The sequence below is a fragment of the Streptomyces rimosus genome (assembly GCF_008704655.1).
GTDB classification, from domain to species: Bacteria; Actinomycetota; Actinomycetes; order Streptomycetales; family Streptomycetaceae; genus Streptomyces; species Streptomyces rimosus.
In genome coordinates this window covers 5893224-5911879 of record NZ_CP023688.1, presented here as the reverse complement: position 1 = coordinate 5911879, position 18656 = coordinate 5893224, and the positions used below count along the sequence as shown (strand labels likewise).

The window sequence follows — 18656 nt, the reverse complement described above, 5'->3', positions numbered from 1 at the left end:
CCGGGAGAAACCGCTGCTCCGGACGGCGCATGTCACGTGACGTACATCGCGTTGTGGGGTCAGAGTGGTTTGAGCCGCGCTCCAGCGCGCAGGCGCACCTGTCGTACGACCACCTTCGCGTGATCACGGCGACCGCCGACGGCCGAGCCGGCCAAGAGGCCGCCCACGACAGCTGCGACCCCCCTGCCGCGCATCGAGCGCGCTGACCGACCGAGAGGACTCGACTCGTGCCGACCGGCAGCACCGAAGCCGAACCCGCGACCGACCGGGACCCGGAGGCGTTCAAACGCCACAGAAACCTCTTCCGGGCCGTCGCCCGCCGCCGTAACCCCCGGCTGCGGCGCACCGACATCACGGTGACCGACGAGCGCGTCGTCAAACGCGCCGTGAAGGCCGCCGCGCTCGGAAACGCCATGGAATGGTTCGACTTCGGCATCTACAGCTACCTCGCGGTCACCATCGGCAAGGTGTTCTTCCCCGGCGGCAGCGACACGGTCAGCCTGCTGTCCTCGTTCGCCACCTTCGCCGTCGCCTTCCTCGTGCGTCCCATCGGCGGCGCGTTCTTCGGGCCGCTCGGCGACCGTATCGGCCGCAAGAAGGTCCTCGCGCTGACGATGATCATGATGGCCGCCGGCACCCTGTGCATCGGCCTGATCCCTTCCTACGCCAGCATCGGCCTGTGGTCCCCGATCCTCCTGATCGTCTTCCGCATGATCCAGGGCTTCTCCACCGGCGGTGAGTACGGCGGCGCCTCGACGTTCATCGCCGAGTACGCGCCCGACAAGAAGCGCGGCTTCTTCGGCAGCTTCCTGGAGATGGGCACCCTGGCCGGCTACACCGGCGCCGCCGGCCTGGTCCTGATCCTCAACACCACGCTCGGCGGCGAGACCATGCACGACTGGGGCTGGCGCATCCCGTTCCTGGTCGCCGGACCGCTCGGCCTGGTCGGTCTCTACCTGCGGATGAAGCTCGACGAGACCCCCGCCTTCCAGAAGCTGGAAGCCGCCCAGACCCACAACGGCGAAGCGACCGTCACCGAGACGGAGTCCGAGTTCTCCCACCTCTCCGAGAACGCCCCCAAAAAGAAGCTCAGCGAGATCTTCGCGCAGCAGTGGCCCATGCTGATCCTGTGCATCGCCCTCGTCGGCGCGTACAACATCTGCCACTACATGCTGCTGTCCTACATGCCGACCTACCTGACCGACACCCTCCACTACGACGAGGCGCACGGTCTGCTGATCGTCATCGGCACCATGGTCATCCTGATGTGCATCATCAGCTCCGTCGGCAAGCTCAACGACCGCTTCGGCCGCAAGCCCCTGCTCATGACCGGCATGCTCGGCTTCTTCCTCCTCTCCGTCCCCGCGTTCCTGCTGGTCAAGGCGGGCAGCCTGGCCGCGATCATCCCCGGCATGCTGATCCTGGGCCTCTGCCTGGTCTGCCTCCTGGGCACCATGTCCGCCGCCCTCCCGGCCCTCTTCCCCACCAGCGTCCGCTACGGCTCCCTGTCCATCGGCTACAACCTTGCCGTCTCCCTCTTCGGCGGCACCACCCCCCTCGTCATCACCGCCCTCATGGACGCCGCCGACGGCAACGACATGATCCCCGCCTACTACGCGATGGGCGCCGCCCTCATCGGCGCCATCGCCGTGGCCTGCATGAAGGAAACCGCCCAACAGCCCCTGGAGGGCTCCCCGCCCGCCGTCGCCACCAAGGAGGAAGCGGTGGAGATCGTCACGGCGCAGTCGCCGGATCCTCGGTTCTGAGGGGGTTCTGATCGGTCGGGCTTCGCACCACGGCCCTCGCCCTTGTCGGGCGGGGGCCGCCGGCGTTTTTTGGGCCGGATGGCGTAACCGGGTGGGGGTGAGGTCGTTGAGCAGTTCGAGGGTGCTACTCACGGCCGATACACGGCCGGAGCAAGTAACGGGGGGTCACATGCCGGTCAGTCCTTACACCCGCGAGCGTTTGGCCGAGGCGGCGGCTTCGTCCCGTACGTTGTCGGAGGCATTGGTCGCGTTAGGGGTGGATCCGAAGGGGGCGGCGCGTGCTTACATCCGTGAGCGCATGCGGCTGATGAAGGTCGACACCTCACACTTCGTCAGCGAGGGTGTTCGCTGGACCAAAGAAGTACTGGAGCCTGCGGTGGCTTCCTCCACGAACATCTATGAGGTACTGCGGTATCTCGGCCTCGACGAGGTGGGCGGCAATCACACACACATCAGCCGCCGCATCCGCTCGCTGGGAATCGATACTTCACATTTCACGCGCAGAAGCCGCACGAAGCGCACTTCCCTCCGCCGCTGCGGCGGTGACTTGCTGACGGAAATGCCGGCCACCGGTGCCCGCCGGGTGCCGAGCAGCCGCCTGAAGGCGGCGATTCTGGCCCGCGGCGTCGAGGAGAGGTGTGCTCGATGCGGCACAGGGCCAGTCTGGCACGGCAGCGCCATTCCCCTGGAAGTTGATCACATCGACGGAAACTGGCGGAACAACCGCCCAGAGAACTTGCGGATTCTTTGCCCCAACTGCCATTCGGTGACGGACTCCTATCGAGGACGCAACAAGAGGCAGCGCCCGACCACCGCAATGCCCGCCAAGGCGGTGGCATGAGCAGCGTCACCAAATACACGCCGGAATTGCTGGCGGAGGCGGCCAAGAGTTGCTCCAGCCTCGATGAGGTCATCGTCTTCTTCGGCACCCAGCCTTACGGGCGCCTGCGCCGGTATCTGCGCCGCCGATTCGAGCAGTTCGGCATCGACATCTCACACTTCCCGAAGCGGCGCGCGTACGAGAGGAACCGACCCCGGCCGACGCGGGACGCGCTCTGTGAGGCCGTTTCCGCCTCGATGTCGGTGGCCGACGTCGTGCGCAAGCTGGACCGCCCCGACAACACGCGGACTCGGCACCTCCTGTACCAGTGGATCGCCGAGGACGGCCTCAGTACCGCCCATTTCCTGGGCCAAGCCCATCGCCGAGGAAAACCGAGTCCCACGCCCATGAAGCCGCCCGAACAGATCCTGGTGAAGCACGACGGGGTGCGTCGGACGAAAACGGTCCTGCTGCGGCGAGCCCTCCGGCAGACCGGGGTGCCCGAGCGCTGCGCCACCTGCGGGACCGGCCCGGTATGGACCGGCAAACCCCTGACGCTGGAAGTCGACCACATCAACGGCGACTGGAGCGACGATCGCACCGAAAACCTCCGCCTGCTGTGTCCCAACTGCCACGCGGCAACTCGAACATGGTGCCGAGGTGGCGCTCGGCCTGCTTCCTTCCGCTAAGCCCATGGATCACACGGCCGCGCCACCAGTACCATGGCGTGGACGCGGCCGTGGCGGAATTGGCCTACGCGCAGCACTTAGGATGCTGTGGGAGAAATCCCTTGAGGGTTCGAGTCCCTCCGGCCGCACGCCTTTGAATCGAAGGCCCGGTCCCGTGAACGCACGGGGCCGGGCCTTCGGCGTACGGCGGGGTGTGGGCCCTCAGCCCAACAACTCCCGCACCACCGGCACCAGCCCCCGGAACGCCTTGCCGCGGTGGCTGATGGCGTTCTTCTCGTCGGCGGTGAGTTCGGCGCAGGTGCGGGTGTCGCCGAGGGGCTGGAGGATCGGGTCGTAGCCGAAGCCGCCGGTGCCGGCGGGAGTGTGGCGGAGGGTGCCTTCGAGGCGGCCCTCGACGACGCGTTCCGTGCCGTCGGGCAGGGCGAGCGCCGCGGCGCACGCGAAGTGCGCCGCGCGGTGGCCGTCGGCGATGTCCGAGAGCTGGGCGAGGAGCAGGTCGAGGTTGGCCCGGTCATCGCCGTGCCGGCCCGCCCAGCGGGCCGAGAAGATGCCGGGCGCGCCGCCCAGGACGTCGACGCACAGCCCGGAGTCGTCGGCGACGGCCGGGTGGCCGGTGGCCCGGGCGAGGGCGTGGGCCTTCAGGAGGGCGTTCTCGGCGAAGGTGACGCCGGTTTCCTTGACGTCGGGGACGTCCGGGTACGCGTCGGCGCCGACCAGCTCTACGTCGAGGTCGGCGGCGTCGAGGATGGCGCGGAGTTCGGTGATTTTGCCGGCGTTGCGGGTGGCTAGGATCAGGCGCTTCATAGGCCCCGATTATCCAGGCGCGCGGATCCCTGGTGCTTGAGCAGGCGTGCGGGTCCTGGTGCTTATCCAGGCGTACGGATCGCGGTGCTTATGCAGGCGTACGGGTCAAGGTCCCGACGCCTACCCCGGCGTGCACGTCTTCGTGAGCGAGCCGGCCGCGTCCTTCAGTCCGTCCAGGTCGGGGACCTTGCCGTCGCGTACCGCGTCGTCGGCCTTGTCCAGGGCCTTGGTCAGGTCGGTGAGTGCCTTTTGGACGTCCGGGTCGTCGGTGGACTTCTGGATCTTGCCGAGGTCCTTGTTGAGGCGGTCGACGGCGCGCTGGGCGTCCTGTGGGCTGTCGGCCGCGTTGCTCAGGTCCTGCCTGAGCTGGTCCAGGTCGTTGGCGAAGGTTGTGGCGATCTTGGCGCAGCCGACGGCCTTCTCGACCGTTCCGCAGGCGGTGAGCAGGGACGCTGCCAGCGCGGCGGTGGCCAGTGCGACGGCGGTGGTCGTCGTGGAGCGGCGGGATGCGGTACGGCGGCGTACGGCCATGGATCGGTCCTCCCCTGTGTAGGCCGAGCACCGGTGGTGCGTCGGTACCAGGGATAACACCGCCGCGCTTGATTTGGTTGACAGGGGCGCGGCAAGAAGGGGAGGCGGGGCGGGGGCCCCGGCCGTCAGACCAGGCCGGTCTGGGTCAGCAGCATGGCCAGGACGACGACGAGCGTCCAGCCGACGATGTGCTCCAGCAGGTTGGAGTCGTCCTTGGGGCCGCCGGTGCGGGTCCGGGCCCCGGTGGTGGCGGTGGCAGCGGAAGTGGTCATGCGTCCACGGTGCGCGGGCGGTCGCCGTATTTCCAGAGACGCAGATCCCACGAGGGAAAGGTCACAGGGCGGGCGCCGCCACCTCGCACAGCGGCGCGCCGGCCCGCCGCAGCGAGGCCGACGCATCAAGAGGGGCGGTGGCCCCCGGTACGGACCTAACCCCACACGGCCCGCCCCCACCCCCCCACCCCTCACAACGTGCGGGCCAAAGCCTCGCGCTGGGCGGTGTCCAGGCCGGCGCAGCCGGAGACGGCCAGGTCGAGGAGGGCGTTGAGTTCGTCGCGGGCGAAGGGCTCGGCCTCGGCGGTGCCCTGGACCTCGACGAAGCGGCCGTCGCCGGTGCAGACGACGTTCATGTCGGTCTCGGCGCGCACGTCTTCCTCGTAGCAGAGGTCGAGCATGGGTACGCCGCCGACGATGCCGACGCTGACGGCGGAGACGGTGCCGATGAGCGGCTGCCGTCCTGCCTTGATCGTCTTCTTGGTCTGCGCCCAGGTGATGGCGTCGGCGAGCGCGACGTACGCGCCGGTGATGGCGGCGGTGCGGGTGCCGCCGTCGGCCTGGAGGACGTCGCAGTCCAGGACGACGGTGTTCTCGCCGAGTGCCTTGAAGTCGATGACGGCGCGCAGCGAGCGGCCGATGAGGCGGGAGATCTCGTGGGTGCGGCCGCCGATCTTGCCGCGGACGGATTCGCGGTCGCCGCGGGTGTTGGTGGAGCGCGGCAGCATCGCGTACTCGGCGGTGACCCAGCCCTCGCCGCTGCCCTTGCGCCAGCGCGGGACGCCCTCGGTGATGGAGGCGGTGCAGAAGACCTTGGTGTCGCCGAAGGAGATCAGTACGGAGCCTTCGGCGTGCTTGCTCCAGCCGCGTTCAAGGGTGACGGGGCGGAGCTGGTCGGGGGTGCGGCCGTCGATACGAGACATGGCTCCGACCCTATCGGCTCCGTAGAGGGGGTGGTTCCGGTTCGGCCGGGATCGTATGCGGGCCGGCCGCCACTGTGTCACCTGCTACGTGCCGCACGCGCGACGGGTCGAGCGTCAATGTACGTACATACGCCGAGGCCCCGGCCCACCGCCACCGCGGCGCGGACCGGGAGCCCCGGACGGAGAGCGCTTCAGCGGCTCACATCATGTCTTCGATCTCGGCGGCGATCGGGTCCGCGTCGGTGCCGATGACGACCTGGATGGCGGTGCCCATCTTCACGACGCCGTGCGCGCCGGCGGCCTTCAGCGCGGCCTCGTCGACCAGCGAGGGGTCGGCGACCTCGGTGCGGAGGCGGGTGATGCAGCCCTCGACCTCCTCGATGTTGTCGAGTCCGCCGAGCCCGGCGACGATCTTCTCAGCCTTGCTGGCCATGTCCACTCCTGCTTGTCTCGGCCACCGGCGGCGGTGCCGCTCGGTGATCACACGGTAACGCACGTTCAGCCCAGTTACCCGGGCACATGTCCGCCGTCTGGCGAAAGATGGCGACCACCCGGCAGCGCTTTCCGGGGGCCCGAAACGCACCACAAATGGTCTACACCACAAGTATGCGGCACGTACCGAGCCGGCCCGCTGCGGGCCGGGGGCCGAAAGGACGCGGATGAGCTCGAACGCGGCGGCGGCACCGAGGAAGAAGCGGTCGACGGGCCTTTTCCAGGGTCTGCAGAAGATGGGGCGCAGCCTTCAGCTTCCCATCGCGGTTCTGCCCGCCGCGGGCATTCTCAACCGGCTCGGCCAGCCGGACATCTTCGGCGCGGACGGCCTGGGCTGGCAGGACGTGGCGAAGGTGTTCGCGGGCGCGGGCGGCGCGCTGCTGGATTCCTCGCTGGGCCTGCCGCTGCTGTTCTGCGTCGGTGTGGCGATCGGTATGGCCAAGAAGGCGGACGGTTCGACGGCGCTGGCCGCGGTGGTGGGCTTCCTCGTCTACTACTCGGTGCTGCACCAGTTCCCGCAGGACTGCGCGGCGGGCTCCACGTACGCGTCGGCCGGGCAGTGGAGCGGTGTGTGCGTGGGCGGCGACGGCAAGGCGACGCCGGCGAACTTCCAGAACCCGGGGGTTTTCGGCGGCATCGTGATGGGCTTCTTCGCCGCCTGGATCTGGCAGCGCTACCACCGGGTGAAGCTGGTGGACTGGCTGGGCTTCTTCAACGGACGACGGCTGGTGCCGATCGTCATGGCGTTCGTCGGGCTGGCCTTCGCCGCCCTGTGCCTGTGGGTCTGGCCGCCCATCGGCGACGCGCTGACCAGCTTCAGCAAGTGGCTGACGGATCTGGGCGCCACCGGTTCGGGCATCTTCGGCGTCGCCAACCGGGCGCTGCTGGTGATCGGTATGCACCAGTTCCTGAATACGTTCATGTGGTTCCAGTTCGGCGATTTCACCAAGCCGGACGGTACGCAGGTGCACGGCGACATCAACCGGTTCCTGGCGGGCGACCCGACGGCCGGGCAGTTCACCACCGGCTTCTTCCCGATCATGATGTTCGCGCTGCCGGCCGCGGCGCTGGCGATCGCCCACTGCGCCAAGCCGCACCGCCGCAAGGAGATCGGCGGTCTGATGCTGTCGGTGGGCCTGACCTCCTTCGTCACCGGTGTGACCGAGCCGATCGAGTACTCGTTCCTGTTCATCGCGCCGGTGCTGTACGCGCTGCACGCGGTGCTGACCGGTGTCTCGATGGCGGTGAGCTGGGCGCTGGGCGTCAAGGACGGTTTCAGTTTCTCGGCCGGTCTGATCGACTACGTGATCAACTGGGGACTGGCCACCAAACCGTGGATGATCATTCCGATCGGGCTGTGCTTCGCGGTGGTCTATTACGCGCTCTTCCGCTTCGTGATCACCAAGTTCGACCTGCACACTCCGGGCCGCGAACCGGAAGAGGTGGAAGAGGAGCTGGAGCAGCAGAATCTGAAGTAGGCGGAGCGGGCGGGAGCCCGGGCGGCCGCTTGCGGACGGGCCCATGCGGCCCTGTCCGTACGGCCCTCAAGTCGATGGACTTGAGGGCCGCTTGGTCTGTGATCTAAACGTTGAGGAAGAACGGATTCCTTTATGTGTGGGCGACATGCTAAGAATGGTCTAAACCACTGAGTGGTGTAGACCAAGCCTGCGGGCCACCCCCCATTCTCCGAGGGCCCGCCTCCCCAGGAGGAATCCGATGAGTTCGGCCACCGCTACGGCGGCTCCCGACAAGAAGCGCCGTGGCTCCGGCGCCATGGCCGTCGCCCAGCGCATCGGCCGCAGCCTCATGCTGCCGATCGCGACGCTGCCCGCCGCGGCGCTCATGGTCCGGCTCGGCCAGGCGGACATGCTCGGCAAGGAGTCGTTCCCCGCGTTCCTGAACAAGATCGCGGAGTTCATGGCCGCCGGTGGCGGTGCGCTCCTGGACAACATGCCGCTGCTGTTCGCCGTCGGTATCGCCATCGGCTTCGCCAAGAAGGCGGACGGCTCGACCGGCCTGGCGGCCGTCGTCGGCTACCTGGTCTTCAGCAAGGTGCTGGCGACGTTCGGCGACGACAGCCTCCCGAAGATCGCCAAGGTGGTCGACGGAAAGATAGTCCAGGAGGCCGCGCCCGCCGACGCGAAGGTGCTCGGCGGCGTGGTGATGGGCATCGTGGTGGCCCTGATCTACCAGCGCTACAGCCGCAAGAAGCTGCCGGACTGGCTCGGCTTCTTCAGCGGCCGCCGCCTGGTCCCGATCCTGTCGTCCTTCGCGGGCCTGATCATCGGCATCGTCTTCGGCTACATCTGGCCGGTCCTCGGCACCGGTCTGCACAGCTTCGGTGAGTGGCTGGTCGGCTCCGGCGCGGTCGGCGCGGGCATCTTCGGCGTCGCCAACCGCGGTCTGATCGCGGTCGGCATGCACCACCTGCTGAACTCCTTCCCCTGGTTCCAGGCCGGTGACTACCACGGCAAGCACGGTGACATCGCCCGCTTCCTGGAGGGCGACCCGAGCGCCGGCCAGTTCATGACCGGCTTCTTCCCGATCATGATGTTCGCGCTGCCCGCCGCCTGCCTGGCGATCGTGCACTGCGCCCGCCCCGAGCGCCGCAAGGTCGTCGGCGGCATGATGTTCTCCCTCGCGCTCACCGCCTTCGTCACCGGTGTGACCGAGCCGATCGAGTTCACGTTCATGTTCATCGCCCCGGTGCTGTACGCGATCCACGCCGTACTGACCGGTGTCTCGATGGCGCTGACCTGGGCGCTGGGCATGAAGGACGGCTTCGGCTTCTCGGCCGGCGCGATCGACTACGTGCTGAACCTGGGCATCGCGACCAAGCCGTGGATGCTGGCGCTGGTGGGCCTGTGCTTCGCCGCCCTGTACTACGTGATCTTCCGGTTCGCGATCATCAAGTTCAACCTGAAGACGCCGGGCCGCGAGACCGACGAGGAACTCGCCGAGCTGCAGAAGGCCGAGGCCAAGTAGGCCACGGGCGACGCCCCGGAGCACCCGGGCGACGAAAGGCCCCCGCGACCACACTGGTCGCGGGGGCCTTTCGCATGCCGTCGGCCGGCGGCTCCGGCGCCCCGGCTCAGATCTCGTAGACCGCCCCCGCCTTGGCGACCTCGACCGGGCCCTCGAAGACCTCCTGCGCGTCCCGCAGGTTGATGCCCGGGTCGGTCCACGGCGGGATGTGGGTCAGGACCAGCCGTCCCGCGCGGGCGCGCGCGGCGTGCGCGCCCGCCTCGCGCCCGTTGAGGTGCAGATCCGGGATGTCCTCCTTGCCGTGCGTGAAGGACGCCTCGCACAGGAAGAAGTCGGTGCCGTCGGCCAGGCCGTCCAGGGCGTCGCAGACCCCGGTGTCGCCGGAGTACGTCAGCGACTTGCCGTCGTGCTCGATACGGAAGCCGAACGCCTCGACGGGGTGGCTGACCAGGTCGGCGCGGATGGTGAAGGGCCCGACGGTGAACGTGCCCGGGGTCAGCGTGCGGAAGTCGAAGACCTCGCTCATCGCCTGGTCGGTCGGCAGGTCCGCGTGCGCGGCGGTCAGCCGCCGCTCGGTGCCGGCCGGCCCGTACACGGGCATCGGCGCGCACCGGCCGCCGTCCGGCCGGTAGTAGCGCACGACGAAGTAGCCGCACAGGTCGATGCAGTGATCGGCGTGCAGGTGCGACAGGAGGACGGCGTCGAGGTCGTAGAGACCGCAGTGGCGCTGCAGCTCGCCCAGGGCGCCGTTGCCCATGTCGATCAGCAGCCTGAAGCCGTCGGCCTCCAGGAGATAGCTCGAGCAGGCCGATTCCGTGGAAGGGAACGACCCCGAGCAACCGACGACAGTGAGCTTCATGCGGGCGTGAACCTCCGTGGCGGGGGCGGAGCGGCGGGTCCATGCGGGGCTTCGGCGGGGGCGTGCACGGTCCCTGCCGGCCTCGCCCGGCGAGCGTCCATGCCGGGTCCGAGCGGTCATTGCGGTGCCCACGAGGGTAAGGCGCGAAAGGGCCGGTGGCTCCTCCGGCGGGGCGAGCTGTGGGCGGAATCACCAGTCCGGGTGGGTGTGTACAGGACCGGGCTCCTCTCCTGTGGTTCCCCGGTGCGGTACGCCTACACGACGGTGCCGGACGCCGGGTACGGCCCCGCCGGCCGCCCGGCCCGTGGGCGGAGGGGCGCGGGCGCGGGGCGCCCGGGGGTGGTGGGGCGCGCGTTTTTGGCCAAGAACGCGGAGCGTACGCCGGTACGCGCTCCGGGAGCCGTACGACAAAGAGGCCCGGTCCCGGAGGACCGGACCCTTGGCCTCAGCGCGTCACGCCCAGAGCTGCCCGTGCAGCGTCTCGATGGCCGCCTCGGTGGACTCGGCGGTGTAGACGCCGGTGGAGAGGTACTTCCAGCCGCCGTCGGCGACGACGAAGGCGATGTCGGCGGGCTGCCCGGCCTTGACCGCCTTGCGGGCCACACCGATCGCCGCGTGCAGGGCGGCCCCCGTCGAGACGCCCGCGAAGATGCCCTCTTCGGCGAGGAGTTCGCGGGTGCGGCGCACGGCGTCCTCGGAGCCGACGGAGAACCGGGTGGTGAGCACCGACTCGTCGTACAGCTCGGGCACGAAGCCCTCGTCGAGGTTGCGCAGCCCGTAGACCACGTCGTCGTAGCGCGGCTCGGCGGCGACGATCTGGACGCCGGGGACGTGCTCGCGCAGATAGCGGCCGACGCCCATGAGCGTGCCGGTGGTGCCCAGGCCCGCCACGAAGTGGGTGATGGACGGCAGGTCGGCGAGGATCTCCGGGCCGGTGGTGGCGTAGTGGGCGCCGGCGTTGTCGGGGTTGCCGTACTGGTAGAGCATCACCCAGTCGGGGTGCTCGGCGGCCAGCTCCTTGGCGACCCGTACGGCGGTGTTGGAGCCGCCGGCCGCGGGCGAGGAGATGATTTCGGCACCCCACATGGCGAGCAGTTCGCGCCGCTCGGAGGAGGTGTTCTCCGGCATGACGCAGACGATCCGGTAGCCCTTGAGCTTGGCCGCCATCGCCAGCGAGATGCCGGTGTTGCCCGAGGTGGGTTCCAGGATCGTGCAGCCGGGGGTGAGCCGGCCGTCCTTCTCCGCCTGCTCGATCATGTGGAGCGCGGGGCGGTCCTTGACCGAGCCGGTCGGGTTGCGGTCCTCCAGCTTGGCCCAGATGCGGACGTCGGCGGAGGGCGACAGCCGCGGCAGGCGGACCAGCGGGGTGTTGCCGACCGCCGCCAGCGGGGAGTCGTACCGCATCAGCGCTGGTCCCGGGGGCCGTCGGACATGCCCGAGCCGCCGGCCACGGCCGGGAGGATGGTGACGCTGTCGCCGTCGCTGAGCTTGGTGGAGATGCCCTCCAGGAAGCGCACGTCCTCGTCGTTGAGGTAGACGTTCACGAAGCGGCGCAGCTGGCCGCCGTCGACGAGGCGCTCACGGATGCCGTTGTGGCGGCTCTCCAGGTCGGCGAAGAGGTCGGCGAGCGTGTCCCCGCTGCCCTCGACGGCCTTCTGGCCGTCGGTGTAGGTGCGGAGGATGGTCGGGATACGGACCTCGATGGCCATGAGTGCTCCTGTGGGAGGGCGGGACGTGCGGGATGGGCGTGCGCGCGGCGCAGGCGCGGGCGTGCGTCGCGGGTGGCGCTGTGCGGGAGAGCGCGGGTGGGCGCGCGCAGGCGTGCTGCGCGCCGCGGCCGCCGCGCGGCCGGGGGTCCGGCGGCGTCAGGCGGCAGTGCGCTTCGGACAGATGGCGCTGGCGAGGCGGCACAGGTCGACGTGCAGCCGCGCCACAAGCAACATGCCCGGCGTCTTCTCGCTCACGTCGTGGAAAACCATGCGGTCATCGTATCGATTCCCGGTCCGGCGACTGGAACCTCGTCTTGCGATCCGGACGGTTGCCGCCTGCCTGGTGGGACGCGGAGCGGCCGGAGTACGGCTCAGGTGCGCCCCTCGTACGCCGCGATGCGGTCGTCCCTGCTGGTCAGGCAGCAGCTGGCGCAGCGTACGGCTTCGGCGCTCGTGTAGAAGAGGCAGCAGGTCCTGCGGAGGTACACCAGACGCCGGGTGCCGTCGGGGCGCGTGACGGCGACCACATCGCCCAGCGCGGCGAGCCCGCCGGGAGCGCCGTCCAGGAAGGCGGCCCAGCGGCGGGCCAGCAGGTCCGGGTCGGCGCGGGAGGCGCCGAGGGCGGTCGCGCAGCCGTGGGCCACTCCCCCGCGCAGCTGCCGCAGCCCGGCCCGGGTGCGCTCTCGCAGGGCGTCGGCCAGGGGAAACAAGTGCTGGGTGAGGACAACGCGTTGGACCGTTGCCGCGCTCCCGGTGCCCGCCTCCGGTGCATCCGGAACGTCCGGCTCGTCCAGCATGCGGAACGCGCGCAGCCGTACCTCCGCGATGCCGTGCCCGGGGTCCGGCCGCAGCCACACGTTCCCGGGCCGTACGTCCAGGACGCGCCCGGTCAGCGCCCAGTGCAGAACGGCCGCCGCCGTGACCCGGCCCGCGTAGACCGCGATCAGGGTGAGGGCGGCGGCGTGCGCGGTGCGGTGACCGCTGCCGCGGTGCTCGGTGTCCAGCAGATGGGACAGTTCCGGGCCGTACGGATCGAGCAGGCGGTCGGCCGCGAGCCAGCCGGGCGCATCGGGCGGCGGGGCGCCGAGCCCGAGGCGGTAGCGGGGACCGTGCGCGGCGAGTGCGGCGAGCGGGCCGTCCTGGGCGGTCGTCGCCTCGTACGCGCTCGCCGCCTCGTACGCGCTCATCGCGGGCGCTTCCTCGTACGCGCTCATCGCCGTACCCCCTCGGCAGCGTCCGCCCCCGGCGGCAGGTACACCACCGTCGGCGCCCCCGTCACCGGATGCACGCTGACCTCCGCCGCCACCCCGTACACGTCGGCCAGCAGCGCGGGCGTGAGGATCTCGTGCGGCGTGCCGTGGGCGACGACGCGGCCCGCGCGCAGCACGTACAGGCGGTCGCAGTAGTACGCGGCGAGGTTGAGGTCGTGCAACGCGAGCAGGGCGCTGGTGCCGAGGCCGGTCACGAGGGCGAGGATGTCGAGCTGGTAGCGGATGTCGAGGTGGTTGGTCGGCTCGTCGAGGACGAGCAGCGACGGCTGCTGTACGAGGGCCCGCGCGACCAGGACGCGCTGCCGCTCGCCGCCGGAGAGCGCGGCGAAGGAACGGTCGTGCAGCGCCGCGGCGCCCACCCGGGCCAGCGCCTGGCCGGTGAGCGCGGCGTCGGCCGCCGAGTCGGTCTCCCAGAAGCGCTTGTGCGGGGAGCGGCCCATGGCGACGATCTCGCGCACGGTCAGCTCGAACGCGGCGCCGCCGTCCTGCGGGACGGTGGCGATGCGCCGGGCCCGCTCCTTGGCGGAGAACCCGGCCAGGTCCCGCCCGTCGAGGGTGACCCGGCCGTGGGTGGGGGCGAGGGTGCCGTAGACGCAGCGCAGCAGGGTGGTCTTGCCGCTGCCGTTGGGCCCGACGAGTCCCACCGTCTCGCCGGGCGCGACGTAGAGATCGGCGCCGTCGACCAGGTGGCGGCCGTCGATGCCGTACGACAGGCCCTCGGCCCGCAGCTCGGCGGGGGCGGGTGCGCCGGTCTCCATGGTCCGGCCGTTCATCCGGTGATCCCTTCCGTACGCGTCGTGCGGCGCAGCAGCCACAGGAAGAACGGTCCGCCGGCCAGCGCCGTGACCACGCCGACGGGGATCTCCTGGGAGCCCGCGACCGTACGGGCCAGCAGGTCGGCGAGGACCACGAAGGCCGCGCCCGCCAGCGCCGCGACCGGCAGCAGGGCGCGGTGCGAGGCGCCGACGAGCATCCGTACGGCGTGCGGCACCATCAGGCCGACGAAGCCGATCGAGCCGCTGGCCGCCACGAGCACGCCGGTGACCAGCGACGCGAGGACGAAGACGGCGGCGCGGAAGCGGCCGGTGTCCAGGCCGAGGGCGGTGGCGCCCTCCTCCCCCACCAGCAGCAGGTCCAGCGGCCGGGCGAGGGTGAGCAGCAGCGCGAGCCCGGCGAGCAGCACGGCGGCGGGCAGCCACAGGGTGTTCCAGCGGGCCTGGCCGAGGCCGCCGAGCGTCCAGAACATGATCGCCCGCAGATGTTCGGCCTCGGCCGCGGTGACCAGGACGAGGCTGGTGAGCGCGGACAGGATGTACTGCACCGCGACGCCCGCCAGCACCAGCCGCCCGGTGGTCATGGTGCCGCCGCGCCGGGCCATCGCGTACACGGCGATCAGCGCGGCGAGCGAGCCCGCGAAGGCTCCCAGCGGCATCGAGACGGTGGTGGCCACGCCGCCGCCGACGCCCAGGACGACGACCATGACGGCACCGGTCGAGGCCCCCGAGGAGGCGCCGAGCAGGAACGGGTCGGCGAGCGGGTTGCGGACCAGCGCCTGGAGGACGGTGCCGATGACGGCCAGCCCCGCGCCGACGACGGCGCCGAGCAGCACGCGCGGCAGCCGGACGTCGAGCACGATGGTCGGGTACGGGCCGGGCGGCGCGTCCCCGGTCAGGATGCGCAGCACGTCACCGGGCGGGATGGTGACGGAGCCGAGGACGAGGCCGGCCAGGCCCGCCGCGAGCAGGGCGGCGAGCAGGACGGTCAGGACGAGGGGGTAGCGCAGGCGGCGCGGCGGTGCCGCGGTCTCGCAGGTCACCGGGGCTACTTGAAGGAGTCCGGGTGCAGCTGCCCGGCCAGCGACCGGACCGCGTCCGGTACGCGTACGCCGAGCACCGCGCTGGACAGCGGCAGCACCGCGAACCGCTTGTTCTTCACGGCCGGTACGTCCTGGAGCGCCGGGTCGTCCAGCAGCCGCTTCTTCTTCGCCTCGACGGTGGTGCCGCCGTAGTCGTAGATCACGATGATCTCGGGCTTGCGCTCGACGATCTGCTCCCAGGACACGTCGGCGAAGTTCCGGCGCTGGTCGGCGAAGACGTTGCGGCCGCCGGCGAGGGTGATGATCTCGTTGCCGATGCCCTTGCCGCCCGCGGTGTGCACGGCGGTGTCGCCGCTGTCGTAGACGAAGACGGAGGCCGGGGCGACGCCCTTGAGTTTCGCCTTGGTGGCGTCGATCGTCGTCTCGGCCTTCCTGACCAGTTCCTCGGCCCGGTCGCGTACGCCGAAGGTGGCTCCGACCTCGCGGATCTCCTGGGCGAGCTGCTGCACGCCGGTCTTGCCCTGGGCGCAGTACTCGATGTTCAGGCGGGTCTTGATGCCGGACTTCTCCAGGGCCGCCCGCTCGCGCCCCTCGGCCTTGTCGAAGGCGCTGGCGTACCCGCCGTAGACGAAGTCGGGGTTGGCGCCGAGCAGCGTCTCGTAGGAGGGGTACTTCTCGGCGAGGACCTTGACGCTCTTGTAGTCCTTCTCGTACTGCGGCAGCACCTTGTCGTCGAGGTAGGCGGTGCCCGCGAGCCGGTCCTTGAGGCCGAGGGCGAGCATGATCTCGGTGGTGTGCTGGTTCATGGTCACCGCGCGCCGGGGCGGTGCCTGGAAGGTGGTGCGTACGCCGCAGTTGGTGACGGTGTACGGGAAGCCGGCCGCCTTGGCCTCCGCTCCGCCCGACGCCTTGCCGTCGTCGCCGCTGCCGCAGGCGGCGAGCGGCAGCAGGAGCGCCGCCGAGATGAGCGCGCGCAGGGCGCGATGGGACCTGGACATGGCCGTGCCTCCTCCGGGGGATCCGCGTCCCCTGGTCGGTGTGGTGAGGGCGGCAGGTCAGTTCCTGGCTTCCGGGCCGCTCGGCGGCCCGGTCACAGTGGCGGGACCGTCCCGGATTCGCACCGGGTTCCTGGGTCCTGCCGCCCGAGGTGATGCGGCACAGTGTGTCAGGCGTCCGGCCGGCGCCCGCCGCCGCGGTGGTCCGTACGGCCCGGCGCCCGGCGGTCAGTACGCGTCGACGACCTCGACGTCTTCCTCCGTGACCACGCCGTCCACGATCCGGAACGAGCGGAACTGGAAGGGCCCCGCGTCGTCGGTGTCGGCCGTGGAGACCAGGACGTAGTGCGCGCCCGGCTCGTTCGCGTAGGAGATGTCCGTACGGGACGGGTACGCCTCGGTCGCGGTGTGCGAGTGGTAGATGATCACCGGTTCCTCGTCCCGGTCGTCCAGCTCGCGGTAGAGCTTGAGCAGGTCCTGGGAGTCGAACTCGTAGAAGGTGGGCGAGCGGGCGGCGTTGAGCATCGGGATGAACCGCTCGGGGCGTCCGCTGCCGGCCGGGCCCGCGACCATGCCGCACGCTTCGTCCGGGTGGTCCTTGCGGGCGTGGTCCACGATCTGGTCGTACAGGGCCTTGGTAAGGGTCAGCATGGGGCCAAGAATAAGCAGGCGGGCCGATCCGTACCGGAGGTCGGTACGGATCGGCCCGCATGCTGGACAGTTACCTCAACGGCCCGTACGGGGACGGGCCGGCCTCAGCCCTTCTCGCCGTCCTTCGCGGTCGCATCCGCCCCCACAGCGGTAGCGGCCGGCTTGGCGAACGACTCCGGGTTGCGCGCCTTGAGCACCAGGTAGCTGACGCCCAGGACCAGCGCCCAGAACGGCGCCGCGTACAGCGAGACGCGGGCGTCCGGGTCCACGCCCATCATCACGATGACCATGCCGATGAAGGCCAGCGCGAAGATCGAGGTGTACGGGGAGCCGGGCGCCTTGAACTCCGACTGCGGCAGCTCGCCGCGGTTGGCCTTGGCCCGGTAGCGCAGCTGGGACAGCAGGATCATGATCCAGGCCCACATACCGGAGATCGTCGCGAAGGAGACCACCAGGTCGAACGCCTTGCCCGGCCACTGGTAGTTGATCCACACGCCGGCCAGCATCATCGCGACGGAGACGCCGGTACCCCAGGTGGGCAGGCCGTTCTTGCTCAGGCGGGTGAACAGCTTCGGGCCCTGCCCGTTGAGCGCGAGGTCGCGCAGCATCCGGCCGGTGGAGTACATGCCGGAGTTGGCCGAGGACAGCGCCGCGGTCAGTACGACGAAGTTGACGATGGCCGCGCCGGCCGGCAGGCCGATCTGCTGGAAGGCCGCGACGAACGGGCTCACGCCCGGCTTGAAGACGGTCCAGCTGACGACGGACAGGATGATGATCAGCGCGCCGATATAGAAGAGGCCGATGCGCCACGGCACGGTGTTGATCGCCTTGGGCAGGACCTTCTTCGGGTCGGTGGCCTCGCCCGCGGTGACGCCGACGAGTTCGACCGCCAGGAAGGCGAACATCACGATCTGGAGGGTCATCAGCGTGCCGCCGATGCCCTTCGGGAAGAATCCGCCCTCCGACCACAGAAGCGTGAAGGAAGCGGTGTCGCCGGCGTCGGAGAAACCGAGGGTGATCACGCCGAGACCGATGAGGATCATGCCGATGATCGCGGTGACCTTGACCATCGAGAACCAGAACTCCAGCTCACCGAAGAGCTTCACGGAGATCAGATTGATTCCGAACAGGGCGACCGTGAACACCAGGGCGGACGCCCATTGGGGTATTCCCTTGTTCCAGTACTGCACATAGGTGGCCGCGGCAGTCACTTCGGTGATGCCGGTGACCACCCAGAACAGCCAGTACGTCCAACCGGTCACGAAGCCCATGAACGGGCCGAGGAATTCGCGGGCGTATTCCGAGAAGGAGCCCGACACCGGGCGGTACATGAGCAGCTCGCCCAGGGCCCGCATGATGCAGAAGATGACCAGGCCCACGATGGCGTAGGCCAGGATGATGCTGGGTCCCGCTTTCGAGATCGCCTTGCCCGCTCCGAGGAACAGACCTGTTCCGATGGCGCCACCAATGGCGATCATCTGGATCTGCCGGTTTCCCAGCCCCCGCTGGTAACCCTCTTCGGAAGCAGACCCCGCGGCGTCGCTGCCGCCGACTTTCTTTTCGACCTGCACAGAGGTCATGAGTGGTGCGCCCTTCTCCATTCCGACCCGGTCTGTCCGGATCGGGTTCCGATCCCCCCGGATGGAGTTCCTGCACGCCGACGGTCGGTCGGCCAAGCGCTCCCGGAGCAACAGGGGTGGCGTCACTCACGGCAGGTCGTGAACATCTATCACGGCCTCGCACACCTCTACCAGTGATGCCGCGAAGCCGAGCACAAGAAAAGTAGGATAAATGCTGGAATGGCCTGGTGGGTAGTCAGGGCCGGTGACGCGATCGTTATCCGGATTTGAGCGTCCGTTGAGCGGGTCCCGGACGGTCCGCTCCGCACGGCGCGCGCCACGGCCGCGAAACGGCCCGGATGCCAGGCGCGGGGCGGGTCGCACGCCGGAGGCGGCACCCGGTGACGGCCCGGCCGAGGGCACCGGCCCGCCGGCCGGACGCTCCGGGCCACCGCGCCGGGAGCGACGTAAATCACCGGCCTGTAGGGGCCGCCCGTACGCCTCGCCCCGTACC

Annotated in this window: 20 protein-coding genes, 1 tRNA gene and 1 riboswitch; of the genes, 6 read left to right on the top strand and 15 right to left on the bottom strand. The window is 70.0% G+C overall.

The features are described 5' to 3' along the window. The first annotated feature begins 227 nt into the window (after window positions 1–227). From proP to CP984_RS25615, 4 genes are all read left to right on the top strand, one after another. Window positions 228–1766: a glycine betaine/L-proline transporter ProP gene (proP, locus tag CP984_RS25630; RefSeq protein ID WP_003986014.1), complete on the top strand. Its 1539-nt coding sequence runs from the start codon at window positions 228–230 to the stop codon at window positions 1764–1766. Window positions 1767–1935: 169 nt separating this feature from the next. After that, the gene (locus CP984_RS25625) at window positions 1936–2607 is read left to right on the top strand and encodes an HNH endonuclease signature motif containing protein (RefSeq protein ID WP_003986016.1); all 672 of its coding nucleotides are present in this window, start codon (window positions 1936–1938) and stop codon (window positions 2605–2607) included. Next, window positions 2604–3275 (top strand): HNH endonuclease, encoded by a 672-nt coding sequence (locus tag CP984_RS25620; RefSeq protein ID WP_003986017.1) that lies wholly within the window; start codon window positions 2604–2606, stop codon window positions 3273–3275. The genes CP984_RS25625 and CP984_RS25620 overlap by 4 nt, the downstream gene beginning before the upstream one ends. A 44-nt stretch (window positions 3276–3319) precedes the next feature. Then, window positions 3320–3403, top strand: a tRNA-Leu gene (locus CP984_RS25615). A gap of 73 nt (window positions 3404–3476) precedes the next feature. On the opposite strand, the gene rdgB is transcribed toward CP984_RS25615, so the two are convergent. From rdgB to CP984_RS25590, 5 genes are all read right to left on the bottom strand, one after another. Next, window positions 3477–4079 carry an RdgB/HAM1 family non-canonical purine NTP pyrophosphatase gene (gene rdgB, locus CP984_RS25610; RefSeq protein ID WP_003986018.1) on the bottom strand — a complete coding sequence of 201 codons (603 nt, stop codon included), beginning with the start codon at window positions 4077–4079 and terminating at the stop codon, window positions 3477–3479. Between the two features lie 120 nt (window positions 4080–4199). Beyond that, window positions 4200–4610: a hypothetical protein gene (locus CP984_RS25605; RefSeq protein ID WP_003986019.1), complete on the bottom strand. Its 411-nt coding sequence runs from the start codon at window positions 4608–4610 to the stop codon at window positions 4200–4202. A gap of 125 nt (window positions 4611–4735) precedes the next feature. Further along, entirely contained in the window at window positions 4736–4882 is a 147-nt protein-coding gene (locus CP984_RS25600; protein ID WP_003986020.1) for an SCO1431 family membrane protein, read from the bottom strand. Between the two features lie 191 nt (window positions 4883–5073). Further along, complete coding sequence (gene rph / locus CP984_RS25595; RefSeq protein WP_003986021.1) at window positions 5074–5805, bottom strand: ribonuclease PH; 732 nt, start codon at window positions 5803–5805, stop codon at window positions 5074–5076. 199 nt (window positions 5806–6004) lie between these two features. Then, window positions 6005–6238 (bottom strand): glucose PTS transporter subunit EIIB, encoded by a 234-nt coding sequence (locus CP984_RS25590; RefSeq protein ID WP_003986022.1) that lies wholly within the window; start codon window positions 6236–6238, stop codon window positions 6005–6007. A 226-nt stretch (window positions 6239–6464) separates the two neighbouring features. Between CP984_RS25590 and CP984_RS25585 the strand changes: the two genes are divergently transcribed. After that, window positions 6465–7775, top strand: a complete 1311-nt coding sequence (locus tag CP984_RS25585; RefSeq protein WP_003986023.1) for a PTS transporter subunit EIIC — start codon at window positions 6465–6467, stop codon at window positions 7773–7775. A gap of 238 nt (window positions 7776–8013) precedes the next feature. Beyond that, window positions 8014–9282, top strand: a complete 1269-nt coding sequence (locus CP984_RS25580; RefSeq protein ID WP_003986024.1) for a PTS transporter subunit EIIC — start codon at window positions 8014–8016, stop codon at window positions 9280–9282. Window positions 9283–9388: 106 nt separating this feature from the next. On the opposite strand, the gene CP984_RS25575 is transcribed toward CP984_RS25580, so the two are convergent. From CP984_RS25575 to CP984_RS25535, 10 genes are all read right to left on the bottom strand, one after another. Further along, window positions 9389–10141, bottom strand: coding sequence for an MBL fold metallo-hydrolase (locus CP984_RS25575; protein ID WP_003986026.1), 753 nt, complete (start codon window positions 10139–10141; stop codon window positions 9389–9391). 453 nt (window positions 10142–10594) lie between these two features. Beyond that, the gene (locus tag CP984_RS25570) at window positions 10595–11545 is read right to left on the bottom strand and encodes a PLP-dependent cysteine synthase family protein (protein ID WP_003986028.1); all 951 of its coding nucleotides are present in this window, start codon (window positions 11543–11545) and stop codon (window positions 10595–10597) included. Continuing rightward, window positions 11545–11850, bottom strand: coding sequence for a MoaD/ThiS family protein (locus CP984_RS25565; RefSeq protein ID WP_003986029.1), 306 nt, complete (start codon window positions 11848–11850; stop codon window positions 11545–11547). The genes CP984_RS25570 and CP984_RS25565 overlap by 1 nt, the downstream gene beginning before the upstream one ends. A 156-nt stretch (window positions 11851–12006) precedes the next feature. After that, window positions 12007–12120, bottom strand: a complete 114-nt coding sequence (locus CP984_RS42835) for a putative leader peptide (protein ID WP_317985625.1) — start codon at window positions 12118–12120, stop codon at window positions 12007–12009. A gap of 101 nt (window positions 12121–12221) precedes the next feature. Next, complete coding sequence (locus CP984_RS25560; RefSeq protein WP_003986616.1) at window positions 12222–13064, bottom strand: (2Fe-2S)-binding protein; 843 nt, start codon at window positions 13062–13064, stop codon at window positions 12222–12224. Next, complete coding sequence (locus CP984_RS25555; protein ID WP_003986615.1) at window positions 13061–13894, bottom strand: ABC transporter ATP-binding protein; 834 nt, start codon at window positions 13892–13894, stop codon at window positions 13061–13063. Before CP984_RS25555 ends, CP984_RS25560 begins: the two co-directional genes overlap by 4 nt. After that, on the bottom strand, window positions 13891–14937 hold the full coding sequence (locus CP984_RS25550; protein ID WP_003986614.1) for a FecCD family ABC transporter permease: 1047 nt from the start codon (window positions 14935–14937) through the stop codon (window positions 13891–13893). Before CP984_RS25550 ends, CP984_RS25555 begins: the two co-directional genes overlap by 4 nt. 5 nt (window positions 14938–14942) lie before the next feature. Next, a complete protein-coding gene (locus CP984_RS25545; RefSeq protein ID WP_003986613.1) occupies window positions 14943–15935 on the bottom strand; it encodes an ABC transporter substrate-binding protein in 993 nt (330 codons plus the stop codon). Between the two features lie 38 nt (window positions 15936–15973). Continuing rightward, window positions 15974–16091: riboswitch (cobalamin riboswitch) on the bottom strand. A 69-nt stretch (window positions 16092–16160) separates the two neighbouring features. Then, window positions 16161–16583 carry a Mov34/MPN/PAD-1 family protein gene (locus CP984_RS25540; RefSeq protein WP_003986612.1) on the bottom strand — a complete coding sequence of 141 codons (423 nt, stop codon included), beginning with the start codon at window positions 16581–16583 and terminating at the stop codon, window positions 16161–16163. 104 nt (window positions 16584–16687) lie between these two features. Continuing rightward, window positions 16688–18163 (bottom strand): amino acid permease, encoded by a 1476-nt coding sequence (locus tag CP984_RS25535; protein ID WP_003986611.1) that lies wholly within the window; start codon window positions 18161–18163, stop codon window positions 16688–16690. Window positions 18164–18656: the final 493 nt, after the last annotated feature.

Bases quoted from the DNA above. Each gene is read 5' to 3' on its own strand.
- rdgB (WP_003986018.1), bottom strand. From the start codon at position 4,079: ATGAAGCGCCTGATCCTAGCCACCCGCAACGCCGGCAAAATCACCGAA.
- CP984_RS25545 (WP_003986613.1), bottom strand. From the start codon at position 15,935: ATGTCCAGGTCCCATCGCGCCCTGCGCGCGCTCATCTCGGCGGCGCTC.
- CP984_RS25575 (WP_003986026.1), bottom strand. From the start codon at position 10,141: ATGAAGCTCACTGTCGTCGGTTGCTCGGGGTCGTTCCCTTCCACGGAA.
- CP984_RS25540 (WP_003986612.1), bottom strand. From the start codon at position 16,583: ATGCTGACCCTTACCAAGGCCCTGTACGACCAGATCGTGGACCACGCC.
- CP984_RS25580 (WP_003986024.1), top strand. From the start codon at position 8,014: ATGAGTTCGGCCACCGCTACGGCGGCTCCCGACAAGAAGCGCCGTGGC.
- CP984_RS25590 (WP_003986022.1), bottom strand. From the start codon at position 6,238: ATGGCCAGCAAGGCTGAGAAGATCGTCGCCGGGCTCGGCGGACTCGAC.
- CP984_RS25620 (WP_003986017.1), top strand. From the start codon at position 2,604: ATGAGCAGCGTCACCAAATACACGCCGGAATTGCTGGCGGAGGCGGCC.
- CP984_RS25565 (WP_003986029.1), bottom strand. From the start codon at position 11,850: ATGGCCATCGAGGTCCGTATCCCGACCATCCTCCGCACCTACACCGAC.
- CP984_RS25600 (WP_003986020.1), bottom strand. From the start codon at position 4,882: ATGACCACTTCCGCTGCCACCGCCACCACCGGGGCCCGGACCCGCACC.
- rph (WP_003986021.1), bottom strand. From the start codon at position 5,805: ATGTCTCGTATCGACGGCCGCACCCCCGACCAGCTCCGCCCCGTCACC.
- CP984_RS25605 (WP_003986019.1), bottom strand. From the start codon at position 4,610: ATGGCCGTACGCCGCCGTACCGCATCCCGCCGCTCCACGACGACCACC.
- CP984_RS25585 (WP_003986023.1), top strand. From the start codon at position 6,465: ATGAGCTCGAACGCGGCGGCGGCACCGAGGAAGAAGCGGTCGACGGGC.
- CP984_RS25560 (WP_003986616.1), bottom strand. From the start codon at position 13,064: ATGAGCGCGTACGAGGAAGCGCCCGCGATGAGCGCGTACGAGGCGGCG.
- CP984_RS25555 (WP_003986615.1), bottom strand. From the start codon at position 13,894: ATGAACGGCCGGACCATGGAGACCGGCGCACCCGCCCCCGCCGAGCTG.
- CP984_RS42835 (WP_317985625.1), bottom strand. From the start codon at position 12,120: ATGGTTTTCCACGACGTGAGCGAGAAGACGCCGGGCATGTTGCTTGTG.
- CP984_RS25625 (WP_003986016.1), top strand. From the start codon at position 1,936: ATGCCGGTCAGTCCTTACACCCGCGAGCGTTTGGCCGAGGCGGCGGCT.
- CP984_RS25570 (WP_003986028.1), bottom strand. From the start codon at position 11,545: ATGCGGTACGACTCCCCGCTGGCGGCGGTCGGCAACACCCCGCTGGTC.
- CP984_RS25535 (WP_003986611.1), bottom strand. From the start codon at position 18,163: ATGACCTCTGTGCAGGTCGAAAAGAAAGTCGGCGGCAGCGACGCCGCG.